This is a genomic window from Geodermatophilus sp. SYSU D00766 (assembly GCF_054049915.1).
Window position 1 is genome coordinate 24,420 of the sequence record NZ_JBJGYI010000003.1, and the last position, 20,399, is coordinate 44,818.

Genomic DNA, 20,399 nt, shown 5'->3' on the forward strand with positions numbered 1-20,399 from the left:
GCCAGCACGAGGGAGGAGGCACCGTGAGTCCCTTCGACGACTCCCCGGACCCCGGCCGCACGCCGTCGGACCCGCCACCGCTGACCATGGAGGAACGGGCCGGCGTCCTCGACGACCTGGCCGAGCTCGAGGTCTTCCGGACGCTGCTCGAGCCCACCGGCATCAAGGGCATCGTCGTCGACTGCCCCGACTGCGACGAGGAGCACCACGTCGACTGGGCGCTGATGCAGGCCAACCTGCGCCAGCTGCTCGAGGAGGGTCAGACCGGCCGGCACGAGCCGCCCTTCGACCCCGACCCCGACGACTACGTCAGCTGGGACTACGCCAGCGGCTACGCCGACGGGGTGGCCGCGGTCGCCGAGCGCGAGGAGCCCGGCGGCTGAGCAGGGCGACCGCCCACGACGTGCCGAGGGGCCCCTCCGGTGTGCGGAGGGGCCCCTCGGTGCGTCCTGGTGCCGGTCAGCTCATCATGCCGCGGCGGAATCCCGTCGCGACGGCCTCGGCCCGGTCCTTGGCGCCGAGCTTGCGGAACAGCCGGCGGGCGTGGGTCTTGATGGTGTCCTCGGACAGGTAGAGCTCGCGGCCGATCTGGGCGTTGCTCTTGCCCTGGCTCATGCCGGTGAGGACCTGCATCTCCCGCATCGACAGCGCCACCGGGGGCGCGGTCTCGCGGACCGTCGAGCTCACGGCGCGCGGCCCGGCGCCGTTGAGCGGCGTCGCCCACGCCGGCGCGGGGGCGCCGACCGAGGCCAGCGGGACCGGCGCGCTCACCGTGTGCGGCGGGCGGCCGTCGGCGCGCAGGCCGACCCGGGACAGGCCCAGGCCCATCTCCAGGGCGCTGGCGTCCCAGCGCAGGTAGCCCCGGGCGCCGACCGCGACCGCGGCGCGCACCGTCTCGGCGTCGTCGGGGGCGCCGAGCACGAGCACCGGGACCGACGGGTGGGTCCGGATCACCTGGGTGGCCACGGTCAGGCCGGTGTCGACGGCGCGCTGCGTGCCCACCAGGAGCACGTCGGGCTGCCGGGTGGCCAGCCGCTGCACGAGCGCGACGGCGTCCCCGACGACCTCGACCCGGCCCACGAACGGCAGGGCCACCAGGCGGGCGGCGACGTCGTCGCGGACCCGGCGGCGCTCGTCGTACACCCACACGGTCGTGGCACCGTGCCCGGGCCCACGCATCCTGTCGTCGATCACGCGTTGCTCCTCGTCTCCCCCGTCCGGGCGGTCGCCCGGGTCACTCGACCCGCGTAACGGCGGGGCCGGTGATCACCTTGACCGGCGGTGGGGACGCAGGACAGCCGTGCTCACCCTGCGGAGGGAGAGGACAGCCGGGAAAATGCCGATCCCGGTTGTGTTTGGCGCCACCGACCCTCGGGCACCGGCCCACGTGCAGCCGGACCGCCCCCTCCGGCTCGCACTGAGCCGAGGAGGACCAGATGGCCGACATCCGCCGACTGCCGACGCCCGTGGCCGAGGTCTGGGACTGGCAGTTGCACGGCGCCTGCCGTGGAGAGAGCACGGCCCTGTTCTTCCACCCGGACGGCGAGCGCGGCCCCGCGCGGGCCCGTCGCCAGGCCGCCGCGAAGGCCGTCTGCGGCAAGTGCCCCGTCGTCGAGGCCTGCCTCAAGCACGCCCTCGCCGTCCGCGAGCCCTACGGCGTGTGGGGCGGCATGAGCGAGGAGGAGCGGGCCCGGCTGATCGCCGCGGAGCCCGCTGCCGTCGCCGCCGGGGTGTAACCACCCCCTCAGACACCGGAGGGCCGGTCCAGCAGCTGCGGGACCGGCCCTCCGTCGTGTGTGCGCGACCGCCCGTCGACGGGCGTCCTCCCTCACCGCGCGGCGTCCTCCCCCACGGTGGGCCGTGAGGGAGGACGCGCCACGATCAGGTCCCCTGATCGTGGCGCGCCCCCCGCGTCAGTGGCTGTGGCCGTGCCCGTGCGAGTGGCCGTGGGTGTGGTGCCCGGCCCCCGCGTGCTCCTCCTCCTCCGGCGCCTCGACGACGGCGGAGTCGGTGGTGAGCACCATCGCGGCGATCGACGCGGCGTTGCCCAGCGCGGCCTTGGTGACCTTGACCGGGTCGATGACGCCCTGGGCGGCCAGGTCGCCGTACTCGCCGGTCGCGGCGTTGAAGCCCTGGCCGGCACCGAGGTCGCGGACCCTGCTGACGACGACGCGGCCCTCGAAGCCGGCGTTGTCGGCGATGCGGGCCAGCGGGGCCTCCAGCGCGCGCTGCACCGAGCGGGCGCCGGTCAGCTCGTCGCCGGAGAGCTCCAGCGCGTCGACCGCGGCGGCGGCGTGCACCAGCGCGGAGCCACCGCCGGGGACGACGCCCTCCTCCACCGCGGCGCGGGTGGCGGCGATGGCGTCCTCGATGCGGTGCTTGCGCTCCTTGAGCTCGACCTCGGTGGCCGCGCCGACCCGGATCACGCCGATGCCGCCGGCGAGCTTGGCCAGCCGCTCCTGCAGCTTCTCGCGGTCCCAGTCGGAGTCGGTGGACTCGATCTCGCGGCGGATCTGGGCGACCCGGTCGCCGATCGCGCCGGCCGTGCCGCCGCCGTCGACGATCGTGGTGGTGTCCTTGGTGACGGTCACCCGCCGGGCGGTGCCGAGCACCTCGAGGCCGACCTGGTCGAGCTTGAGGCCGACGTCCTCGCTGACCACCTGGCCGCCGGTGACGATGGCGAGGTCGGTCATGAAGGCCTTGCGGCGGTCGCCGAAGTAGGGCGACTTGACCGCGACGACGCGGATCGTCTTGCGGATGGAGTTGACGACGAGGGTGGACAGCGCCTCGCCCTCGACGTCCTCGGCGACGATCAGCAGCGGGCGGGCGCCGTTGCCGAGCACCTGCTCCAGCAGCGGCAGCAGGTCGGCCAGCGCGCCGATCTTGCCCTGCACGAGCAGGACGAGCGCGTCCTCGAGGACGGCCTCCATCGCCTCCTGGTCGGTGATGAAGTAGGGCGAGAGGTAGCCCTTGTCGAACTGCACGCCCTCGGTGACGTCGAGGTCGGTCGACATGGTGGAGCTCTCCTCGACGGTGATCACACCGTCCTTGCCCACCTTCTCCATCGCCTCGCCGATCAGGGCGCCGACCTCGGCGTCCTGGGCGGAGATGGTCGCGACGCCGGCGATGGCGTCCTGCTCCTCGACCGGGGTGGCGACCTCGTCGAGGGCGGCCGAGACCGCGTCGACGGCGGCGCGCATGCCGCGGCCGAGCGCCATCGGGTTGGCGCCCGCGGCGACGTTGCGCATGCCCTCCTTGACCAGCGCCTGGGCCAGCACGGTGGCGGTGGTGGTGCCGTCGCCGGCGACGTCGTTGGTCTTGGTCGCGACGTTCTTGGCCAGCTGGGCGCCGAGGTTCTCGTAGGGGTCCTCGAGCTCGACCTCGCGGGCGATGGTGACGCCGTCGTTGGTGATGGTCGGGGCGCCGAACTTCTTGTCGAGGACGACGTTGCGCCCGCGCGGGCCGAGGGTCACCTTGACGGCGTCGGCGAGCTTGTCGACGCCGCGCTCGAGCGAGCGGCGGGCGTCCTCGTTGAACTTGATGATCTTGGCCATGGGGCCCTTCCGATCAGGGTCGCTGCGGGGGAGACGACGACCGCCCCGGGGCCCGAGGGAGTCGGGTCGCCCGGGGCGGTCGGTCAGTGCTGGTGGAGCGAGGTCACTTCTCCACGACGGCGAGCAGGTCGCGGGCGGAGAGCACCAGGTACTCCTCGCCGGCGTACTTGACCTCGGTGCCGCCGTACTTCGAGTAGATGACGACGTCGCCGACGTTGACGTCGAGCGGGACGCGGTTGCCGTTGTCGTCGATGCGGCCGGGGCCCACGGCGACGACCGTGCCCTCCTGCGGCTTCTCCTTGGCGGTGTCCGGGATGACCAGGCCGGAGGCGGTGGTGGTCTCGGCCTCGTTGGCCTGGACGACGACGCGGTCCTCGAGCGGCTTGATGGTGACCTTGGTAGCGGTCGTCACGGGGTGACGCCCCCTTCGGGATCGGACGGCTGGTGGTCTCACATGCTGTGGCACGGGGGCCGGGCCTGCCGTCGCGGGGGTCAGGCGCCTGCCCGTGTCGATTGGCACTCTACCCACGAGAGTGCCAGCCCCTCAACCGGGTCCGCCGCCCGGGCGACCCGGCCCTGGGGGAGGCTGGCCCGGTGCCCGCCGACGACCTGGTCCGCCTCCGCACCCCGGAGGGCGCGGCGGCCACGGCCCGGGCCGCCGCGCTGCTGGCCGAGGGGGTCGACGTCCTGGCCGGCGTGGCCCGGCTGCGCGCCGAGGTCGGCCCGGAGCTGGCCGGGCCGGCGTGGGAGCTGGCCCGGCTGCGGGCGCGGGCCAGGCCGGTGTTCGGCGCCGACGCCGACCGGCTGTTCCTCACCGCCGGCACCCTGGAGCAGGCCGGCCGGCCCGAGCTCGCCGCCCGCCGCGCCGCCCGGCTGCTCGCCGACGGCACCGACGCCGCGGCCGACCTCGGCTGCGCGGCCGGCACGGACACGATCGCGCTGGCCCGGGCCGGGGCGCGGGTGCTGGCCGTCGACCGCGACCCGGTGGCGCGGGAGCTCACCGCCGCCAACGCGGCGGCGCTCGGCGTGGCCGACGACGTGTGGGTGGTGGCCGGCGACGTCGTCGAGCTGGTGGAGGCCGCCCGCGGTGGTGAGGTCGCCGGCTGCGGCGCCGCCGTCCTCGACCCCGCCCGGCGGGCCGGCGGACGACGGCAGCTCGACCCCGACCGCTGGTCGCCGCCGTGGTCGACGGTGGCGGCCCTGCTCGAGCGGGTGCCGCGGTCGGTGGTCAAGGTGGCGCCCGGGCTCGACCACGGGCGGGTGCCCGAGGGGATCGAGGCCGAGTGGGTGTCGGTGCGCGGGTCGATCGTCGAGGCGCTGCTGTGGGGCCGCGCCGTCTCGGCCACCTGGCGGCGGGCGACGGTGGTCCGCGACGACGCCGTCCACGAGCTCACCGCCGACGCCGACCCGGGACCGGCCGCCACCGGACCGGCCGGCGGCTGGCTGCACGAGCCCGACCCCGCCGTCATCCGCTCGGGCATGGTGTCCCTGGTGGCCGCCGACCTCGGGGCGACGCTGGTCGACCCGACGATCGCCTACCTGACCTCCGCCGCCCCGGCCGACTCCCCCTGGGTCACCTCGTACCGGGTCGACGAGGTGCTGCCGTTCAACCTCAAGAGGCTGCGCGCACTGCTGCGGGCCCGCGGGGTGGGCCGGGTCGTGGTGAAGAAGCGCGGGTCGCCGATCGAGCCCGAGACGCTCGCCCGGCAGCTCCGCGGTCCGGGCGCCGGCACCGCGACCGTCGTCGTCACCCGGGTGGCCGGCGCCCCCACCGCGCTCGTCTGCGGCACCGGACACGGATAGGCGCGGTCGGCCTAACCGACGATCTTCCAGTACGAGTCCTTGCGCCGGATGCGGCCGTCGTCGGCGAGGTCGAACAGGTCGCACCCGCGCACCCGGACCTCCTCCCCCGCCGTCGTCGTGCCCGTGAGCAGCCACCGCGAGACCGCGTGGTCCCCGCAGGTCCAGTGCTCGTCCTCGCCGTAGTGGACGTCCGGGATGCCGCTGAACCGGGCCGCCAGCCCCTCCCGTACGGCGGCCGGGCCGCTGAAGCGCGTGCCTCACGGATCGGCCCCGCGGGGGGTCTCCAGCACGCAGTCGTCGGTGAAGAACCCCATGATCCGGTCGAGATCGTGCGCGTTGAGGGCGGCCACGAGCTCCCGGAGCGCTGCCTCGTCGGTCATGCGCGGCAGTGTGCTCGCGCGCAGCCGCCGGGTCAGCGGCTGACGACGTCGACCGGCAGGCTGCTGTCGGCGCCGAGGTCGGGCTCGGACGGCGCGACGCCCGACGCGACCAGCCGCGACCCGAGCGCGGCGACCATCGCGCCGTTGTCGGTGCACAGCCTGGGGCTGGGCACCCGCAGCACGATCCCGGCCGCGGCGCAGCGCTCCTCGGCCAGCGCCCGCAGCCGCGAGTTGGCCGCCACTCCCCCGCCGAGCACCAGGTGGTCCACGCCGTGGTCGCGGCAGGCGCGCACCGCCTTGGCGGTGAGCACGTCGGCCACCGCCTCCTGGAACGACGCCGCGACGTCGGCCACCGGCACCGGCTCCCCGGCCCGGCGGCGGGCCTCGACCCAGCGCGCGACGGCGGTCTTCAGCCCGGAGAAGCTGACGTCGTAGGGCGCGTCGCGGGGGCCGGTGAGGCCGCGCGGGAAGTCGATGGCGGCCGGGTCGCCCTCGCGGGCCGCGCGGTCGATCGGCGGGCCGCCGGGGAAGGGCATGCCGAGCACCCGCGCGACCTTGTCGAACGCCTCGCCGGCGGCGTCGTCGATCGTGCGGCCCAGCGGGGTGACCTCGCGGGCGAGGTCGGGCACCAGCAGCAGCGAGCTGTGCCCGCCGGAGACCAGCAGCGCCAGCGACGGCTCGGCCAGCCGGCCGTGCTGCAGCTCGTCGACGGCGACGTGCGCGGCGAGGTGGTTCACCCCGTACAGCGGCTTGTCCAGCGCCAGCGCGTACGCCTTGGCCGCGGCCAGCCCGACCAGCAGCGCACCGGTCAGCCCGGGCCCGGCGGTGACGGCGACGGCGTCGACGTCGGACGGCGCCACCCCGGCCTCGGCCAGCGCGCGGTGCACGGTCGGGACCATCGCCTCCAGGTGCGCCCGGGAGGCGATCTCCGGTACGACGCCGCCGAAGCGCTCGTGCTCGGCGATCGAGGTGGCCAGCGCGTCGGCGAGCAGGGTGTGCCCCCGGACGACGCCGACGCCGGTCTCGTCGCAGGAGGTCTCGAAGCCGATCACCAGCGGCTCGGTCACAGCAGTTCCCTCTTCATCACGACGGCGTCGGTGTTGCTCGGCTGGTAGTAGCGCGGGCGCCGGCCGATCTCGGTGAACCCGCGCCGCCGGTAGAGCCCCTGCGCCACCTCGTTGTCGGCGCGGACCTCCAGCAGCACCACCGGGCTGCGGCGGTCGGCCTCGGTGAGCAGGGCGTCGAGCAGCAGCGCCCCGATGCCCTCGCCCTGCCGGTCGCGGGCGACGCCGATGGTCGCGACGTGCGCCTCGTCGTCGTAGGTGATCAGCCCCGCGTAACCGACGACGGTCCCGCCGTCCTCGGCGACCAGGTAGTGGCGGGTGTCGGTGCGGGCCAGCTCGTCGCGGTACATCGCGCGGGTCCAGGTGTCGGGTGCGAAGAGCTCCTCCTCCAGCGCCAGGACGGCGTCGAGGTCGGCCAGCCGCATCGGCCGCAGCCGCGCCGTCATGCGCTGGTCACCGGCTTGAACGACGTCGGCGGGACGGCGTCGGGGCGGCGCAGGTAGAGCGGCACGAGCGGCCCGGCCGACGCGGGGTCGGCCAGCGGCCCGGCCGCGGCGCGCAGCAGGCCGGCCGTGGTCACCTCGGCCGGCTCCACCGGGGCGCCCAGCGGCTCGGCGAACCGCGGGTCGCCGACCAGCGGCCCGCTGAGGTCCGCGTCCTCGGGACGGACGACGCCGGGCCCGTCCACCCGCGCACCCCCGGCGTCGTAGGTGGCCCAGTAGACCTCCCTGCGCCGGGCGTCGGTGACCACCGTGCGCGCTCCCGACCCCACGGCGTCCAGGGAGCACACGCCGACCGCCGGGACGCCGCGCGCGTCGGCGAGCGCCGCGGCGGTGACCACCCCGACCCGCAGCCCGGTGAACGGCCCGGGGCCCAGCCCGGCGACGACGGCGTCGACGTCGGCGAGCGCGAGGCCGGCCGCCGCGAGCACCTCCCGCACGGTGGGGACCAGCAGCTCGGCGTGCCGGTTGCCCGAGGGGACGGCGCGCTCGGCGAGGACCTCGGCGTCCCCTGCGGCGGAGCGGCGGGCGACGCCGGCGACCAGCGTGGGGGTCGCGGTGTCGAGGGCGAGGACGAGCACGACCGTCGAGGTTAGTCGCGCGGGTGTCCCGGCTCCGGACGACGGCGGTCAGGTGCCGGTCGCGCGGCCGGCCGGCGGACGACGTCGGCCCAGGCGGGGTGGGCCAGGTGCAGCCGCGGGAGGTCCGCGGCGGTCACCCGGCGCAGCTCGTCGTGCTCGTGGGGCTGCAGGTTGCGCGGCTCGCCGTCCCAGGCGCGCACCGCCCACAGCGCGAGGTGCAGGTCCGCGTCCTCGACGGCCGGCACCCGGTCGGCCTTCAGCGGGTCACGCCGAGCTCCTCGGACAGCTCCCGGGCCGGCGCGGCCGGCTCGTCCTCCCCCGGCTCGAGGTGCCCGCCCGGGAAGTCCCACGCGTCGGGGTACCAGCGGCGGGCCACTCACACGCCGACCTCGTAGACGATCTCGAGGCCGTCGTCGGGGTCGACCTCCCGGCCCACCTCGACGAAGCCGAACGGCCGCGCCACGGCCTGCGACGCGACGTTGTCCGGGGCGATCGAGAGCCGGACCACCCGCACGGCCGGGTCCGCGCGGGCGCGGTCGAGCAGCGCCACCAGCGCGGCCCGCGCGTACCCGCGGCGCCGGTGCTCGGGCAGCACGGCGTAGCCGATCTCGACCGTGCCGCGCTCGTCGGGCGGGCCGTGGAACCCGGCGCGGCCGACGGCCAGCCGCCGGTCGGGGTCCCAGACCACGCCGGTCACCCACTCGGCCACCGCGGGGTCGGCGGCCACCTGCGCGGCCCGCATCCGCCACACCGGCGCCCAGTCGGGATCGGCGAAGGCCGGCGGCAACGGCACCGGGCTCGCCGCGTTCGCCGCAGGGAGGTCGCCGTCGGCCAGGGCGGCGAACACCGGGCCGGACAGGGCCAGCACCTCGACCCGGAGCACGGCCGCGAGGCTAGTCCTGCCGGTCGGGCGCCGCCCCGGCGAGGCGGCCGTCGGTCGTCCCCTCACGCCCGGCGCTGCGCCCAGCGCAGCAGGTCGACGTCCGCGCCGAGCTCCCGCCGCAGCCGGGCCAGGTCCCGCGGCGTGGGGTCCACGACGTGCGGGACGCGGGCGGCACGCAGCAGCGGCAGGTCCGAGGCGCTGTCGGAGTAGGCGTGGTCCACCGGCAGCGCGACCCCGGCGGCCCGCAGCGCCTGCAGCTTGCCCCGACCCCGCGCGGGGACCGTGCGGGACGGCAGGCCCCAGCGCGTGCGGCGCAGGTCGGAGGCGACCACCTCGACCTCGCCCAGCCCGATGACCCGGCACACCTCGACCGCCAGCGGCACGGGGCAGGCGGTGGCCACGACGACCCTGTCGCCACGGTCGAGGTGCCCGCGGAGCCGGGCGACCGCGGCCACGGCGGCGCGACCGCCCGCGACGCCGGCGTGCTCCCCGGCGAACGAACGGGCGGCCGCGGCGAAGGCCTCGGCGTCCAGGCCCACCGCGGCCAGCCACACGAGCCAGCGCTCAGCGGACACGCGCACCGGACCGAGCGCGAGCGCCGGCAGCCACACCGGCGCGGTGAGCAGCGCCGCGGCCAGCCGCAGGGGGTGCCCCGCCAGCAGGGAGCGGAGGAAGGCGCCGAAGGAGTCCCCGGCGACGAGCGTGCCGTCCAGGTCGACGACGACGGTCTGCCGCCGGCCGGCAGCGGTCACCGGTCGCCGTCGAGCCGGGTCTCCCAGCCGGGGCCGCGCGGGACGAGGACGGCGGTGCGGACGTCGTCGTCGCGGCGGTCCAGGCGGACCTCCAGGTGCTCGTCGGCGAGCTGCTCGACCAGCCCGGCGCCCCACTCGACGACGGTCACCGACTCCTCGGTGGAGGCGTCGAGGTCGAGGTCGTCGACGTCGGCGGCCGCGCCGAGGCGGTAGGCGTCGACGTGCACCAGCGGCAGCCGCCCACCCCGGTGCACGCGGGCGATGACGAACGTGGGCGAGGTGACCGGCTCGGCGACCCCCAGGGCGGCGCCCAGGCCCTGGGTGAGCGCGGTCTTGCCGGCGCCCAGCGGGCCGGTGAGCACCACGAGGTCGCCGGGCCGGACGACGGCGGCCAGCGCCGCGCCCAGCGCCCGGGTGTCCTCGACCGTGGGCAGGACGTGCGCGCGCCTCACCGCAGGCTCGCCGCGACGGAGGTCAGGTCGGCCAGCAGCCCGGCGCGGGGCGCCCCGTTCGGGCCGAAGCGGATGGCCGCCGAGGGGTGGTAGGTGGCCCAGACGGCGCGGCCGTCGACGTCGTGCGGGCGGCCGCGGGCCTCGCCGAGCACGGTCCTCGGCCCGAGGAACCACTTCGCCGACGACAGCCCGAGGGCCACCACGACCGGCGGGTCGAGCAGCTGCAGCTGCCGGCGCAGCCAGCCGCTGCAGCGGGCGACCTCCGGCGTCCTCGGCGTGCGGTTGCCCGGTGGGCGGCACTTGACGACGTTGAGGACGGCGGCCTCGGCGCGGTCCAGCCCGGCCTCGGCGAGCAGCAGGTCCAGCAGCTGCCCGGACTTCCCGACGAAGGGCCGGCCGGTGCCGTCCTCGGTCGCGCCCGGCGCCTCGCCGACCAGCGCGAAGCGCGCCCGCCCGCGCGCCGGGGGGTCGCCGACGACGACGTGCTGGCGGCTGGCGGCCAGCTCGGGGCAGGCGACGCAGGGCGTGGCGGCCGCGGCCAGCGCGGCCCAGTCGGCGGCCGCGGCGGCGGTGCGGGCGACCTCCTCGGCGGTGGCGTCGGACCGGGGCGGACGGGGGGCGGCCACGGCCCGACCCTACGGCGGGCGGGCGGGCGGAGCCCGGGGGCTTCCGCGCCCGCCCGCGTCCTGTCACCGTTGGCCCGAGCCCCCGCGCCGGGAGGAGCCGCCATGACGCAGCAGCCGGACGTCTACGACGTCGCCTGTCTCGCCGGCGGCCCGCACCGGGTGGTCGACACCGCCCTGGTGGCGCTGGTCGTCACCGGCCGGGTCCGCGCGGTAGCCCCCGGGGAGCTGCAGGTGGTCGACCCGCGGCGGCGCCACCCGGTCGAGGCCGCCGTCCTCGACGCCGTCGGCGGCCGGGGGCGCCGCTCGGTGGAGACGGTGCGGTGGCGGGCGCTGGCCGACGAGCGGGTCACCGGCATCGCCCGGTGGCTGCGCGGCCGGCGGCTGCTCGGTCGCTTCGGACGGCTGACCGCGGCGGGGCGCCAGGTGCTCGAGCGGGCCCGCGCGGCCGACGTCGGGCCGGTGCTGCACGTCGCGCTCGACGGCCGGGAGCGGCTGACCGACCCCGAGCTGCGCGCGGCGGTGCTGGAGCCGCCGCGCCGGCCGGTGCTGGCCGGCAGCGGGGTCTCCCCGTGGGTGCTCTCCTACGCCGACGGCTGCGACGTCGCCCAGCGGACCCGCGACCGGCTGCTGGCCCGCGGGGCCGACGGCCGGCTCTAGGCTCCCGGGACCCGGCCCGCGGTCTCCGCCGCCACCCGGCGCACCAGCCGGCCCAGCGCGCGGGTGACCTCCTCGGGCTTCTCCAGCGGCACGAGGTGCCCGGCGTCGGCCACGACGACGTACTCGACGGTCGGGCCCTCCCCGCCGAGCAGCTCGACGAGGGTGTCGCTGTGCGCCGGCGGGATCATCGAGTCCGCGTCCCCGGTGAGCACCAGCGTGGGCACCCGCCGCAGCGGCGCGAGGGCACCGGTCTGGTCGAGGCCGGCCAGCGCCGGGTAGAACTCCGCGATCACGTCGACCGGGGTGCCGGCGATCATCGCGTCGACGTAGCGGCCCAGCCGCGGGTCGACGTCGGTGGAGGCGAACGACAGCGACCAGGTGGCCGCCGAGACGACGTCGGCGGCCAGCCGGCGGGTGCGCTCGGCGAAGGCCGGCCGGCGCCGCATCGTCCAGGCCGCGACCGGGAGCACCGCGGCCCGCACGCGGGTCAGGAACTCCGGCAGGCCGAAGTCGAGGTCGGCGAGGTTGCCGCTCGACGTCGACACCAGCGCCACCCCGGCCACCTTCGTGCCGAACAGCTCCGGGGCGAGGTCGGCCAGGCCCATGACGGTCATCCCGCCCATGGAGTGGCCGACGAGCACGACCGGCCCGGTGGGCACCCGCGTCTCCAGCACCGTGGCGAGGTCGCGGGCGAGCTGCTCGATGGTGGAGTTCTCCGCCGGCCCGCGCGAGGAGGCGCCGTGGCCGCGGTGGTCGTAGAAGACCAGCCGGGCCGCGGGCCGGTGACCGTTGGCGGTGGCCAGCTCGGCGCCCAGCGCCCGCCGCTGGAAGGTCCACGACGCCATCGACAGCGTGTAGCCGTGCACGAAGACGACGGTCAGCGGCGCGTCGAGCGGGCCGACCTCCTCCACCGCGAGCAGCACGCCGTCGTCGGCCTGGACCAGCGCGGTGCGGTCGGCCTGCCGCGAGGCCGGGCCGAGCGGGTCGTCCTCGCGCAGTTGCGCGTCGCTGGCGCCCTCGGGGAGCGCGCCGCCCGGCGCGAGCCGCTCCGCGCGCACCCGGCGGGTGGCGATCCGGGCCACGGCGACGCCGACGGCGGTGGTGGCCGCCGCCAGACCGACGACGGCGCCGGCGACCCCGACGGCCGGGTGCCGCTCCAGCGCCCCGGCCAGCCCGGGTCGTGCCGTGCCGGTGCCGCGTGCCATCAGACCGCCCCCGCCGACCCGACGTACCGGCGGGTGAAGCGCCCGCCGACCCGGGTGACCAGCTCGTAGTGGATGGTGTCGAGCGCGTCGGCCCACTGCTGCGCGGTGGGCTCGCCGCCGTCGCCGGGACCCCACAGGACCACCGCGTCGCCCGGCGCCACTGCGGCGTCGTCGACGTCGAGGACGAACTGGTCCATGCACACCCGCCCGGCGATGACGCGCTGGGCGCCGCCGGCGAGCACCGGCGCGCGGTTGCCGGCGGCCCGCGGGACGCCGTCGGCGTAGCCGACCGGCACCAGCGCCAGGGTGGTGTCGGTGGCCGCCGCGTAGGTGTGCCCGTAGGAGACGCCGGCGCCGGCCGCCACCCGCTTGGTCAGCGCGACCCTCGCCCGCACCGTCATCGCCGGCCGCAGGCCGTGGACGGCGGGGTCGCCGCCGAGCGGGTCGAGGCCGTAGAGGGCGATCCCGGGGCGGACCATGTCGTACCAGGTGCCGGGCAGCGCCACCGTGGCCGCGGAGTTGGCTAGGTGCCGGCGGCCGTCGAGCCCGGCGGCGCGGGCGAGGTCGACGGCCTCGTCGAACAGGCGCACCTGGGCGCCGATCGTGGGGTGGGTGGGGGCGTCGGCGTAGGCCATGTGGCTCCACAGCCCCACGACCTCGACCTCGCCGGCGTCCTGCGCGCGGGCGGCCGCGGCGACCAGGCCGGGCCAGTCGGCCATCGTGGCGCCCTCGCGGGACAGGCCGGTGTCGACGAACAGGTGCAGCCGGGCGGTGCGGCCGGTGGCGCGGGCGGCGTCGACCACCGCGGCGAGCCCCCACTCCGCGTTGACCGACACCTCGACCTCGGCGGCCAGGGCGGGGGCGAAGTCGGTGCCCGGCGTGTGCAGCCAGGCCAGCAGCGGCGCGGCCACCCCGGCGGCGCGCAGCGCCAGCGCCTCCTCCAGCACGGCGACGCCGAGGGCGTCGGCGCCGCCGGCGAGGACCGCGCGCGCGGCGGGCACCAGGCCGTGCCCGTAGCCGTCGGCCTTGACCACGGCCATGAGCGGCCGGCCGACCCGCTCGCGCAGCGCGGCGGTGTTCGCCGCGATCGCGTCGAGGTCGACGACCACCTCGGCCCGGGGTGTGTTCACACCCCCGAGTGTCCCAGGCCGGGACCGCGGACCCGTTGCACCGCCTCGGGGAGCCGCCGCACCAGGTCGCCGGCCACGATCGGGCCCCGTTGGGCGGCGACCTGACCGGCGCGGCCGTGCAGGTGCGCGGCGGCCGCGGCGGCCTCGGCGGCGCGCGCACCGGTGGCCAGCAGCGAGCCGAGGATCCCGGACAGGACGTCGCCGCTGCCGGCGGTGGCCAGGTCCGACGTGCCGGTCGCGTTGACGAACGCCGTCCCGTCGGGGGCGGCGACGACGGTCGCGTCGCCCTTGAGCAGGACGACGGCGCCGAGGTCGGCGGCCAGCCGACGGGCGCTGCCGATCCGGTCGGCGCCCACCGGCTCGCCGAAGCGGGCGAACTCGCGGTCGTGCGGGGTGAGCACGGTGGGCGCGCTCCGCCCCCGGACCAGCTCCGGCTCGCGGGCGGCCAGCGTCAGCGCGTCGGCGTCGACCACGACGGGCAGGTCGGTGGCGAGCACCTCGGCGAGCACGCGGCGGGCGTCGTCGTCGGTGCCCGCGCCGGGGCCGACCACCCAGGCCTGCACCCGGCCGGCCTCGCCGGGTCCGCCGTCGGTGACGATCACCTCCGGCCAGGCCGCGCGCACGGCGTCGCCCGCGGGGCCGGCGTGGCGGACCAGGCCGCAGCGCGTCCGCAGCGCCGCCCCGGTGCACAGCACGCCGGCGCCGGGGTAGGCCGCCGAGCCGGCGACGACGCCGACCACGCCGCGGGAGTACTTGTCGTCGCTCGGCCCCGGTGGCTCCAGGTGGACGGCGACGTCGGCGTCGGTGAGCTGGTGGGCGCGGGCGGGCGCGAGGTGGGGGCCGAGGCCGATGTCGACCAGGTGCACCGTGCCGGCGTAGCCGCGCCCCTCCCCGACGACCAGCCCGGGCTTGACCGCGCCGAAGGTGACCGTGTGCAGCGCGGGGAAGGCCGCGCCCTCGACCGCACCGGTGTCGGCGTCGACGCCGCTGGGGACGTCGACGGCGACCGTCAGCCCGGGTCCGGTGGCGGCCCGCTGCGCCAGCCGCGCCGCCCCGGGGCGCAGCCCGCCGCGGCCGCCGATGCCCACGATGCCGTCGAGGACGAGGTCGGCGCGGTCGAGCCCGTCGTCGCCGTCGGGGCCGGTCACCCGCCCGCCGGCGCGGCGGAGCGCGGCCAGGCCGGCGGGGTGGGCGCGGGCGGGGTCGAGGAGGACGGCGGTGACGCGGGCGCCGCGGGCGGCCAGGTGCGCGCCGGCGAACAGCGCGTCGCCGCCGTTGTTGCCGCCGCCGACGAGCAGCGTGGCGCGGGTGCCGTGGGCCCGGCCGAGCAGGCGCAGGCAGACGGTGGCCAGTCCGGTGGCGGCGCGCTGCACGAGCGCGCCCTCGCGGGTGGCGGCGAGCAGCACGTCCTCCGCGGCGCGCACCTCGGCGACCGTGGACAGGCCGATCACGGCGCCCCCTCGCCGACGACCACCGCCGAGGCGATCCCGCCGTCGTGGCTCAGGGACAGGTGCCAGCGGGTGATGCCCAGCTCCGCGGCCCGGGCGGCGACCGTGCCGCGGACGGCCAGGTGCGGCCGGCCGTGGTCGCCGACGGTCACCTCGACGTCGTGCCAGCGCAGCGCTCCCGGCGCGCCGAGCGTCTTGGCCACCGCCTCCTTCGCGGCGAACCGCGCGGCGAGCGACTCGGCGCTGCGCTCGGTGCCGCGCGGGGTGGTCTGCTCGGCCTCGGTGAACAGCCGGTCGCGCAGGCCCGGGGTGCGGACCAGCGACTCGGCGAAGCGGGTCACGGGGACCACGTCGATCCCGACCCCGACGATCACCGGGTCAGTCTGCCGTGCCGCTGCCCCGTCCGCCGTCCTAGCCCACCGCAGCGCGTCCTCCCGCACCGCAGCGCGTCCTCCCTCGCGGTGCACCGTGCGGGAGGACGCCCCACGATCAGGTCACCTGATCCCGGCGCGCGGCCTCACTCGACGGTGACGCTCTTGGCCAGGTTGCGCGGCTGGTCGACGTCGAAGCCGCGGGTGTCGGCGATCTCGCAGGCGAGGATCTGCAGCGGCACCGTGGTCACCACCGGCGCGAGCAGGGTCGGCGTCCGGGGCACGCGGATGAGGTGGTCGGCGTAGGGGACGACGTCCTCGTCACCCTCCTCGGCGATCACGATCGTGCGGGCGCCGCGGGCGCGGACCTCCTGGATGTTGGAGACCACCTTGCCGTGCAGCAGGCTGCGGCCCCGCGGCGACGGCGCGATGACGACGACCGGCGTGCCCTCGTCGATCACCGCGATCGGGCCGTGCTTGAGCTCACCGGCGGCGAAGCCCTCGGCGTGGATGTAGGCGAGCTCCTTGAGCTTGAGCGCGCCCTCGAGGGCCACCGGGAAGCCCACGTGCCGGCCGAGGAACAGGATGGTGTCGGCGTCGGCCAGCGAGCGGCCGAGCTCGCGCACCGGCTCCATCTGGGTGAGCACCTGCTCGACGGCCTCGGGCAGCTTCTGCAGCTCGGAGACGATCGCGGCGACCTCGTCGGCGTACTTGATGCCGCGCACCTGGGCGAGGAACAGGCCCACGAGGTAGCAGGCGACGATCTGCGCCAGGAAGCTCTTCGTCGAGGCGACGGCGATCTCCGGGCCGGCGTGCGTGTAGAGCACGGCGTCGGACTCGCGCGGGATCGTCGAGCCGTTGACGTTGCAGATGGCCAGCACGCGGGCCTTCTGGTCCTTGGCGTGGCGCAGCGCCATGAGGGTGTCCATCGTCTCGCCGGACTGGCTGATGACGACGACCAGCGTCGAGCGGTCCAGCACCGGGTCGCGGTAGCGGAACTCGCTGGCCACCTCGACCTCGACCGGGATGCGGGTCCAGTGCTCGATCGCGTACTTGGCGATCAGCCCGGCGTGGTAGCTGGTGCCGCAGGAGACGACGAAGACCTTGTCGACGTCGCGCAGGTCCTGGTCGGACAGCCGCACCTCGTCGAGGACCAGCTCGCCCTCGTCGCCGAGCCGCCCGAGCAGGGTGTCGGCGATGGCGTGCGGCTGCTCGGCGATCTCCTTGAGCATGAACCAGTCGTGACCGCCCTTCTCGGCGGCCGCGGCGTCCCAGTCGACGGTGTAGGCGGTGGGCTCGGCCGGGGCGCCGTCGAAGTCGGTGACGGTCAGCCCGCGGGTGCGGTCGATCTCGACGACCTGGTCCTGGCCGAGCTCGCGGGCCTCGCGGGTGTGCGCGATGAACGCGGCGACGTCGGAGCCGAGGAAGTACTCGCCGTCGCCCACGCCGACGACCAGCGGGCTGTTGCGGCGGGAGGCGACCAGCGTGTCGGGCTCGTCGGCGTGCGCGGCGACCAGGGTGAACGCACCCTCCAGCCGGCGGCTGACCGCGCGCATCGCCTCGGCCAGCCGGCCGGCGCCCTCGGGCTGCCGCTCGTAGGCGGCGGCCAGCAGGTGGGACACGACCTCGGTGTCGGTCTCCGAGCGCATCTCGACGCCGGCGGCCTCGCACTCGGCCCGCAGCGCGGCGAAGTTCTCGATGATCCCGTTGTGGATCACGGCCACCCGGCCGTCGGCGGACAGGTGCGGGTGGGCGTTGCGGTCGGTGGGGCCCCCGTGGGTGGCCCACCGGGTGTGCCCGATGCCGATCGTGGACTCGGGCAGCGGCGCGTCGGCCAGCACCTTCTCGAGGTTGGCGAGCTTGCCGGCCTTCTTGGCCGTGGCCAGCTCCCCGGAGTCCGGGCCGCCCACGCGGACGGCCACGCCCGCGGAGTCGTAGCCCCGGTACTCCAGCCGCCGCAGGCCCTCGAGGACGACGTCCAGGGCGTTCTTGGGGCCGACGTAGCCGACGATGCCGCACATGTGCACCGAGGGTACCGGCGGAGGTGGACCGATCCGTCCCTCCGAGGTGTGAGACGCACCGGCCGTCCCAGCCGCCTCACCGGCTGTCAGCCGACGGCGGCGACGACCTCGGCGAGGCGCCGGGCGACGGCGTCGGCGTGCTCCTGGGTGGGCGCCTCGACCATCACCCGCACCAGCTGCTCGGTGCCCGAGGGGCGCAGCAGCACCCGGCCGTCGTCGCCGAGTTCCTCCTCGGCGGCGTTGACCGCGGCGGCGACGGTGTCGCTCTCCACGACGGCGATGCGGTCGCGGACCGGCACGTTGACCAGCGTCTGCGGCAGGCGCTGCACCACCGCGGCGAGCTCGGCCAGCGGCGCCCCGGTGACCGACATGCGCGAGAGCAGCGCCAGCCCGGTGAGCAGGCCGTCGCCGGTGGTGGCGTGGTCGAGGAAGACCAGGTGGCCGCTCTGCTCCCCGCCGAGGGACAACCCGCGGGCGCGCAGCGCCTCGAGCACGTAGCGGTCGCCGACGGCGGTGGTGTGCACCCCGATGCCGGCGTCGCGCATGGCGTGGTGGAAGCCGAGGTTGCTCATCACGGTGGCGACGACGGTGTCCTGCGCCAGCGCGCCGCGCTCCTTGAGGCCGAGCGCGCAGACGGCGAGGATCGCGTCGCCGTCGACGACCTCGCCGGTGGCGGTGACGGCCAGGCAGCGGTCGGCGTCGCCGTCGTGGGCGATGCCGAGGTCGGCGCCGGTCTCCCGCACGGCCTGCGTCAGCGGGCCCAGGTGGGTCGAGCCGACGCCGTCGTTGATGTTGCGGCCGTCGGGCTCGCCGCCGATGACGGTGACCTCGGCGCCGGCGCGGCGGTAGACGTCCGGCGCGCAGGTGGCCGCCGAGCCGTGCGCGCAGTCGACGACCAGCCGCAGCCCCGCGACGGGCGCGGGCAGCGTGGCCAGCAGGTGGGCGGCGTAGTCGGCGGCGCCGCCGGGCAGGTCGCGGACCCGCCCGATCTCGGCCCCGACGGGCCGGTGGCCGGCCGCGTCGCCGGCGAGCACGGTCGACTCGATCGCCGCCTCGACCGCGTCGGGCAGCTTGTGGCCGCCGCGGCTGAACAGCTTGATGCCGTTGTCGGGCATCGGGTTGTGGCTCGCCGAGATCATGACGCCGAGGTCGGCGCCGGTCCCGGCGGTGAGGAAGGCGACGGCCGGGGTCGGGAGCACGCCCACGCGGAGCACCTCGGCGCCCGCGCTGGCCAGGCCCGCGACCACGGCGGCCTCGAGCATCTCCCCGCTGGCGCGGGGGTCACGGCCGACGACCGCGACGGGACGCGAGGTCCCGTCGCGGTCGGCGAGCACACCGGCGGCCGCGCGGGCCACCGAGAGGGCGAGCTCCGGCGTGAGGTCGGCGTTGGCCCGACCCCGGACGCCGTCGGTCCCGAAGAGGCGACCCACGGCGGTGCCGGTCAGCGCTTCGAGTACTGAGGCGCCTTGCGGGCCTTCTTCAGGCCGTACTTCTTGCGCTCCTTGACCCGCGCGTCGCGGGTGAGGAAGCCGGCCTTCTTCAGGGCGGGACGGTCCTCGGCCTCGACCTCGATGAGGGCGCGGGCGATCGCCAGGCGCAGCGCGCCGGCCTGGCCGGTGACGCCGCCGCCCTTGAGCAGGCCGACGACGTCGTACTGCTCGGCCTTCTCGAGGGTCACCAGCGGCTCGCGGACCAGCTGCTGGTGCACCTTGTTCGGGAAGTACTGCTCGAGGGTACGGCCGTTGAGCTGGAACTGGCCGGTGCCGGGCACGAGCCGCACGCGGACGACGGCCTCCTTGCGCCGGCCGACGGTCTGGACGGGACGCCCCTCGGCGTCGGTCACGGTCGTCACGGGCGTGGTCACTGGGCCACCTGCTTGATCTCGAAGGTCTTCGGCTGCTGGGCGGCGTGCGGGTGCTCGGGGCCCGCGTACACCTTCAGCTTCTTGAGCATCTGCCGGCCGAGGCTGTTGTGCGGCAGCATGCCCTTGACGGCGCGCTCGACGACCCGGTCGGGGTGCGTGCGGATCTGGTCGCCGACGTTGATGGCCCGCAGGCCGCCCGGGTAGCCGGAGTGCCGGTAGGCGGTCTTCTGGTCCCGCTTGGAGCCGGTCAGGGCGACCTTGCCTGCGTTCACGACGACGACGAAGTCGCCGACGTCCACGTGCGGTGCGAACTGGGGCTTGTGCTTGCCGCGCAGCAGGGTCGCGATCTGGCTGGCGAGTCGACCGAGCACCACGTCGGTGGCGTCGATGACGTGCCAGACCCGGTCGACCTCGCCGGGCTTGGGTGAGTACGTGCGCACGGCGCTCGTGTCCTCCGTCGTCGTCGGGGCGGCTGGTGGGATCGCCTCACCGAGCACGGGAGACGGAGCGGCGCGCGCGCACCAGCCAGCGGCCGCGCACCAGCCGACGACGATACCAGCCGGTCCGCCGCGGCCGGCCGGCCGCCCGGGAGCCCGCGGCGGGCGGCGACCGGGCTCAGCCCACCCGGCGCAGCTGCCCGGTGGAGACGTCGTAGACGGTGCCGCAGACGTCCTTCGACAGCAGGAACGGGCTCTCCTGCAGCAGCCGGATCGACTCGCGGACGTCGTCGTCGGGGTCGCTGAAGGTGCGGGCCGGCCACGGCGGGCGGGCGCCGGTGGCCTGCTCGACGAGGTCGGCGAAGGCGGCGTCGTCGGTCTTCTGCAGCCCGCAGTCGGTGTGGTGGACCAGGACGATCTCCCGGGTCCCCAGCAGGTGCTGGGAGATCGTCAGCGAGCGGATGGTGTCGTCGGTGACCACCCCGCCGGCGTTGCGGATGACGTGCGCGTCGCCCACGTCGAGCCCCAACAGCGGGAACAGCGGCATCCGGGAGTCCATGCAGGCGACCACGGCGACCTTGCGCGCCGGCGCCACGGGCAGCTCGCCCGGGAAGCGTCGCGCCCACTCCTCGTTGGCGGCCAGCATCCGCTCGTACTCGGCCACGTCGGCA

The 20,399-nt window shown here is 76.6% G+C and carries 26 protein-coding genes and 1 pseudogene; 4 read left to right on the plus strand and 23 right to left on the minus strand.

The genetic code is table 11. From position 1 onward, the window contains the following. Positions 1–23 precede the first annotated feature (23 nt). Positions 24–383 carry a DUF5319 family protein gene (locus ACI8AD_RS03575; RefSeq protein WP_456869183.1) on the plus strand — a complete coding sequence of 120 codons (360 nt, stop codon included), beginning with the start codon at positions 24–26 and terminating at the stop codon, positions 381–383. Positions 384–459: 76 nt separating this feature from the next. Here the strand turns inward: ACI8AD_RS03575 and ACI8AD_RS03580 are convergent, their stop codons facing one another. Beyond that, entirely contained in the window at positions 460–1,194 is a 735-nt protein-coding gene (locus ACI8AD_RS03580) for a LuxR C-terminal-related transcriptional regulator (protein WP_456869184.1), read from the minus strand. A 242-nt stretch (positions 1,195–1,436) separates the two neighbouring features. Between ACI8AD_RS03580 and ACI8AD_RS03585 the strand changes: the two genes are divergently transcribed. Next, positions 1,437–1,736 carry a WhiB family transcriptional regulator gene (locus ACI8AD_RS03585; protein ID WP_089402147.1) on the plus strand — a complete coding sequence of 100 codons (300 nt, stop codon included), beginning with the start codon at positions 1,437–1,439 and terminating at the stop codon, positions 1,734–1,736. Between the two features lie 177 nt (positions 1,737–1,913). Here the strand turns inward: ACI8AD_RS03585 and groL are convergent, their stop codons facing one another. Both groL and groES read right to left on the minus strand, forming a co-directional pair. Continuing rightward, a complete protein-coding gene (gene groL / locus ACI8AD_RS03590) occupies positions 1,914–3,554 on the minus strand; it encodes a chaperonin GroEL (protein WP_456869185.1) in 1,641 nt (546 codons plus the stop codon). A 103-nt stretch (positions 3,555–3,657) separates the two neighbouring features. Further along, positions 3,658–3,966 carry a co-chaperone GroES gene (gene groES / locus ACI8AD_RS03595; protein ID WP_456869186.1) on the minus strand — a complete coding sequence of 103 codons (309 nt, stop codon included), beginning with the start codon at positions 3,964–3,966 and terminating at the stop codon, positions 3,658–3,660. Between the two features lie 182 nt (positions 3,967–4,148). Here groES and ACI8AD_RS03600 point away from each other — a divergent pair, with 182 nt between their 5' ends. Continuing rightward, positions 4,149–5,357 carry a THUMP-like domain-containing protein gene (locus ACI8AD_RS03600; RefSeq protein WP_456869187.1) on the plus strand — a complete coding sequence of 403 codons (1,209 nt, stop codon included), beginning with the start codon at positions 4,149–4,151 and terminating at the stop codon, positions 5,355–5,357. 11 nt (positions 5,358–5,368) lie between these two features. Here ACI8AD_RS03600 and ACI8AD_RS03605 read toward each other — a convergent pair. From ACI8AD_RS03605 to ACI8AD_RS03655, 11 genes and pseudogenes are all read right to left on the minus strand, one after another. Next, positions 5,369–5,593 (minus strand): annotated as a pseudogene (locus ACI8AD_RS03605) (nuclear transport factor 2 family protein); the annotation flags it as partial. Between the two features lie 21 nt (positions 5,594–5,614). Beyond that, on the minus strand, positions 5,615–5,737 hold the full coding sequence (locus ACI8AD_RS03610; protein WP_456869188.1) for a nuclear transport factor 2 family protein: 123 nt from the start codon (positions 5,735–5,737) through the stop codon (positions 5,615–5,617). Between the two features lie 32 nt (positions 5,738–5,769). Further along, positions 5,770–6,804 carry a tRNA (adenosine(37)-N6)-threonylcarbamoyltransferase complex transferase subunit TsaD gene (gene tsaD, locus ACI8AD_RS03615; RefSeq protein WP_456869189.1) on the minus strand — a complete coding sequence of 345 codons (1,035 nt, stop codon included), beginning with the start codon at positions 6,802–6,804 and terminating at the stop codon, positions 5,770–5,772. After that, positions 6,801–7,247 (minus strand): ribosomal protein S18-alanine N-acetyltransferase, encoded by a 447-nt coding sequence (rimI, locus tag ACI8AD_RS03620; RefSeq protein WP_456869190.1) that lies wholly within the window; start codon positions 7,245–7,247, stop codon positions 6,801–6,803. The genes tsaD and rimI overlap by 4 nt, the downstream gene beginning before the upstream one ends. Then, positions 7,244–7,882 (minus strand): tRNA (adenosine(37)-N6)-threonylcarbamoyltransferase complex dimerization subunit type 1 TsaB, encoded by a 639-nt coding sequence (gene tsaB / locus ACI8AD_RS03625; protein WP_456869191.1) that lies wholly within the window; start codon positions 7,880–7,882, stop codon positions 7,244–7,246. Before tsaB ends, rimI begins: the two co-directional genes overlap by 4 nt. A gap of 11 nt (positions 7,883–7,893) precedes the next feature. Beyond that, positions 7,894–8,127, minus strand: a complete 234-nt coding sequence (locus ACI8AD_RS03630; RefSeq protein WP_456869192.1) for a hypothetical protein — start codon at positions 8,125–8,127, stop codon at positions 7,894–7,896. 11 nt (positions 8,128–8,138) lie between these two features. Then, the gene (locus ACI8AD_RS03635; RefSeq protein ID WP_456869193.1) at positions 8,139–8,258 is read right to left on the minus strand and encodes an NUDIX domain-containing protein; all 120 of its coding nucleotides are present in this window, start codon (positions 8,256–8,258) and stop codon (positions 8,139–8,141) included. After that, positions 8,259–8,765, minus strand: a complete 507-nt coding sequence (locus ACI8AD_RS03640) for a GNAT family N-acetyltransferase (RefSeq protein WP_456869194.1) — start codon at positions 8,763–8,765, stop codon at positions 8,259–8,261. It abuts the gene before it with no gap. A 62-nt stretch (positions 8,766–8,827) separates the two neighbouring features. Beyond that, a complete protein-coding gene (locus tag ACI8AD_RS03645; RefSeq protein ID WP_456869195.1) occupies positions 8,828–9,517 on the minus strand; it encodes a haloacid dehalogenase-like hydrolase in 690 nt (229 codons plus the stop codon). Then, entirely contained in the window at positions 9,514–9,969 is a 456-nt protein-coding gene (gene tsaE, locus ACI8AD_RS03650; protein WP_456869196.1) for a tRNA (adenosine(37)-N6)-threonylcarbamoyltransferase complex ATPase subunit type 1 TsaE, read from the minus strand. The genes ACI8AD_RS03645 and tsaE overlap by 4 nt, the downstream gene beginning before the upstream one ends. After that, positions 9,966–10,595 (minus strand): uracil-DNA glycosylase, encoded by a 630-nt coding sequence (locus tag ACI8AD_RS03655; protein ID WP_456869197.1) that lies wholly within the window; start codon positions 10,593–10,595, stop codon positions 9,966–9,968. The genes tsaE and ACI8AD_RS03655 overlap by 4 nt, the downstream gene beginning before the upstream one ends. A 69-nt stretch (positions 10,596–10,664) precedes the next feature. Here ACI8AD_RS03655 and ACI8AD_RS03660 point away from each other — a divergent pair, with 69 nt between their 5' ends. Further along, complete coding sequence (locus ACI8AD_RS03660) at positions 10,665–11,252, plus strand: TIGR04222 domain-containing membrane protein (RefSeq protein ID WP_456869198.1); 588 nt, start codon at positions 10,665–10,667, stop codon at positions 11,250–11,252. Here the strand turns inward: ACI8AD_RS03660 and ACI8AD_RS03665 are convergent. The 9 genes from ACI8AD_RS03665 to ACI8AD_RS03705 form a co-directional block, all read right to left on the minus strand. Continuing rightward, positions 11,249–12,457, minus strand: a complete 1,209-nt coding sequence (locus ACI8AD_RS03665; RefSeq protein ID WP_456869199.1) for an alpha/beta fold hydrolase — start codon at positions 12,455–12,457, stop codon at positions 11,249–11,251. The two genes, ACI8AD_RS03660 and ACI8AD_RS03665, sit on opposite strands and share 4 nt — an antisense overlap. Next, positions 12,457–13,587 (minus strand): alanine racemase, encoded by a 1,131-nt coding sequence (alr, locus tag ACI8AD_RS03670; protein WP_456869200.1) that lies wholly within the window; start codon positions 13,585–13,587, stop codon positions 12,457–12,459. The genes ACI8AD_RS03665 and alr overlap by 1 nt, the downstream gene beginning before the upstream one ends. Then, positions 13,584–15,038 (minus strand): NAD(P)H-hydrate dehydratase, encoded by a 1,455-nt coding sequence (locus ACI8AD_RS03675; RefSeq protein ID WP_456869201.1) that lies wholly within the window; start codon positions 15,036–15,038, stop codon positions 13,584–13,586. The genes alr and ACI8AD_RS03675 overlap by 4 nt, the downstream gene beginning before the upstream one ends. Next, a complete protein-coding gene (locus ACI8AD_RS03680; protein ID WP_456869202.1) occupies positions 15,035–15,409 on the minus strand; it encodes a holo-ACP synthase in 375 nt (124 codons plus the stop codon). Before ACI8AD_RS03680 ends, ACI8AD_RS03675 begins: the two co-directional genes overlap by 4 nt. Before the next feature lie 143 nt (positions 15,410–15,552). Further along, the gene (gene glmS, locus ACI8AD_RS03685) at positions 15,553–17,427 is read right to left on the minus strand and encodes a glutamine--fructose-6-phosphate transaminase (isomerizing) (protein WP_456869203.1); all 1,875 of its coding nucleotides are present in this window, start codon (positions 17,425–17,427) and stop codon (positions 15,553–15,555) included. A gap of 86 nt (positions 17,428–17,513) precedes the next feature. Further along, the gene (gene glmM, locus ACI8AD_RS03690; protein ID WP_456869204.1) at positions 17,514–18,857 is read right to left on the minus strand and encodes a phosphoglucosamine mutase; all 1,344 of its coding nucleotides are present in this window, start codon (positions 18,855–18,857) and stop codon (positions 17,514–17,516) included. 11 nt (positions 18,858–18,868) lie between these two features. After that, positions 18,869–19,291, minus strand: coding sequence for a 30S ribosomal protein S9 (gene rpsI, locus ACI8AD_RS03695; protein WP_456869205.1), 423 nt, complete (start codon positions 19,289–19,291; stop codon positions 18,869–18,871). Next, positions 19,288–19,731: a 50S ribosomal protein L13 gene (gene rplM, locus ACI8AD_RS03700; RefSeq protein ID WP_456869206.1), complete on the minus strand. Its 444-nt coding sequence runs from the start codon at positions 19,729–19,731 to the stop codon at positions 19,288–19,290. The genes rpsI and rplM overlap by 4 nt, the downstream gene beginning before the upstream one ends. Before the next feature lie 175 nt (positions 19,732–19,906). Further along, entirely contained in the window at positions 19,907–20,392 is a 486-nt protein-coding gene (locus ACI8AD_RS03705; RefSeq protein WP_456869207.1) for a beta-class carbonic anhydrase, read from the minus strand. Between the last annotated feature and the right edge of the window lie 7 nt (positions 20,393–20,399).

Excerpts from the sequence above, each read along its gene's own strand:
- ACI8AD_RS03585 (WP_089402147.1), top strand. The coding sequence starts at position 1,437 with ATGGCCGACATCCGCCGACTGCCGACGCCCGTGGCCGAGGTCTGGGAC.
- groL (WP_456869185.1), bottom strand. The coding sequence starts at position 3,554 with ATGGCCAAGATCATCAAGTTCAACGAGGACGCCCGCCGCTCGCTCGAG.
- ACI8AD_RS03610 (WP_456869188.1), bottom strand. The coding sequence starts at position 5,737 with ATGACCGACGAGGCAGCGCTCCGGGAGCTCGTGGCCGCCCTCAACGCG.
- rimI (WP_456869190.1), bottom strand. The coding sequence starts at position 7,247 with ATGACGGCGCGGCTGCGGCCGATGCGGCTGGCCGACCTCGACGCCGTC.
- ACI8AD_RS03665 (WP_456869199.1), bottom strand. The coding sequence starts at position 12,457 with ATGGCACGCGGCACCGGCACGGCACGACCCGGGCTGGCCGGGGCGCTG.
- glmS (WP_456869203.1), bottom strand. The coding sequence starts at position 17,427 with ATGTGCGGCATCGTCGGCTACGTCGGCCCCAAGAACGCCCTGGACGTC.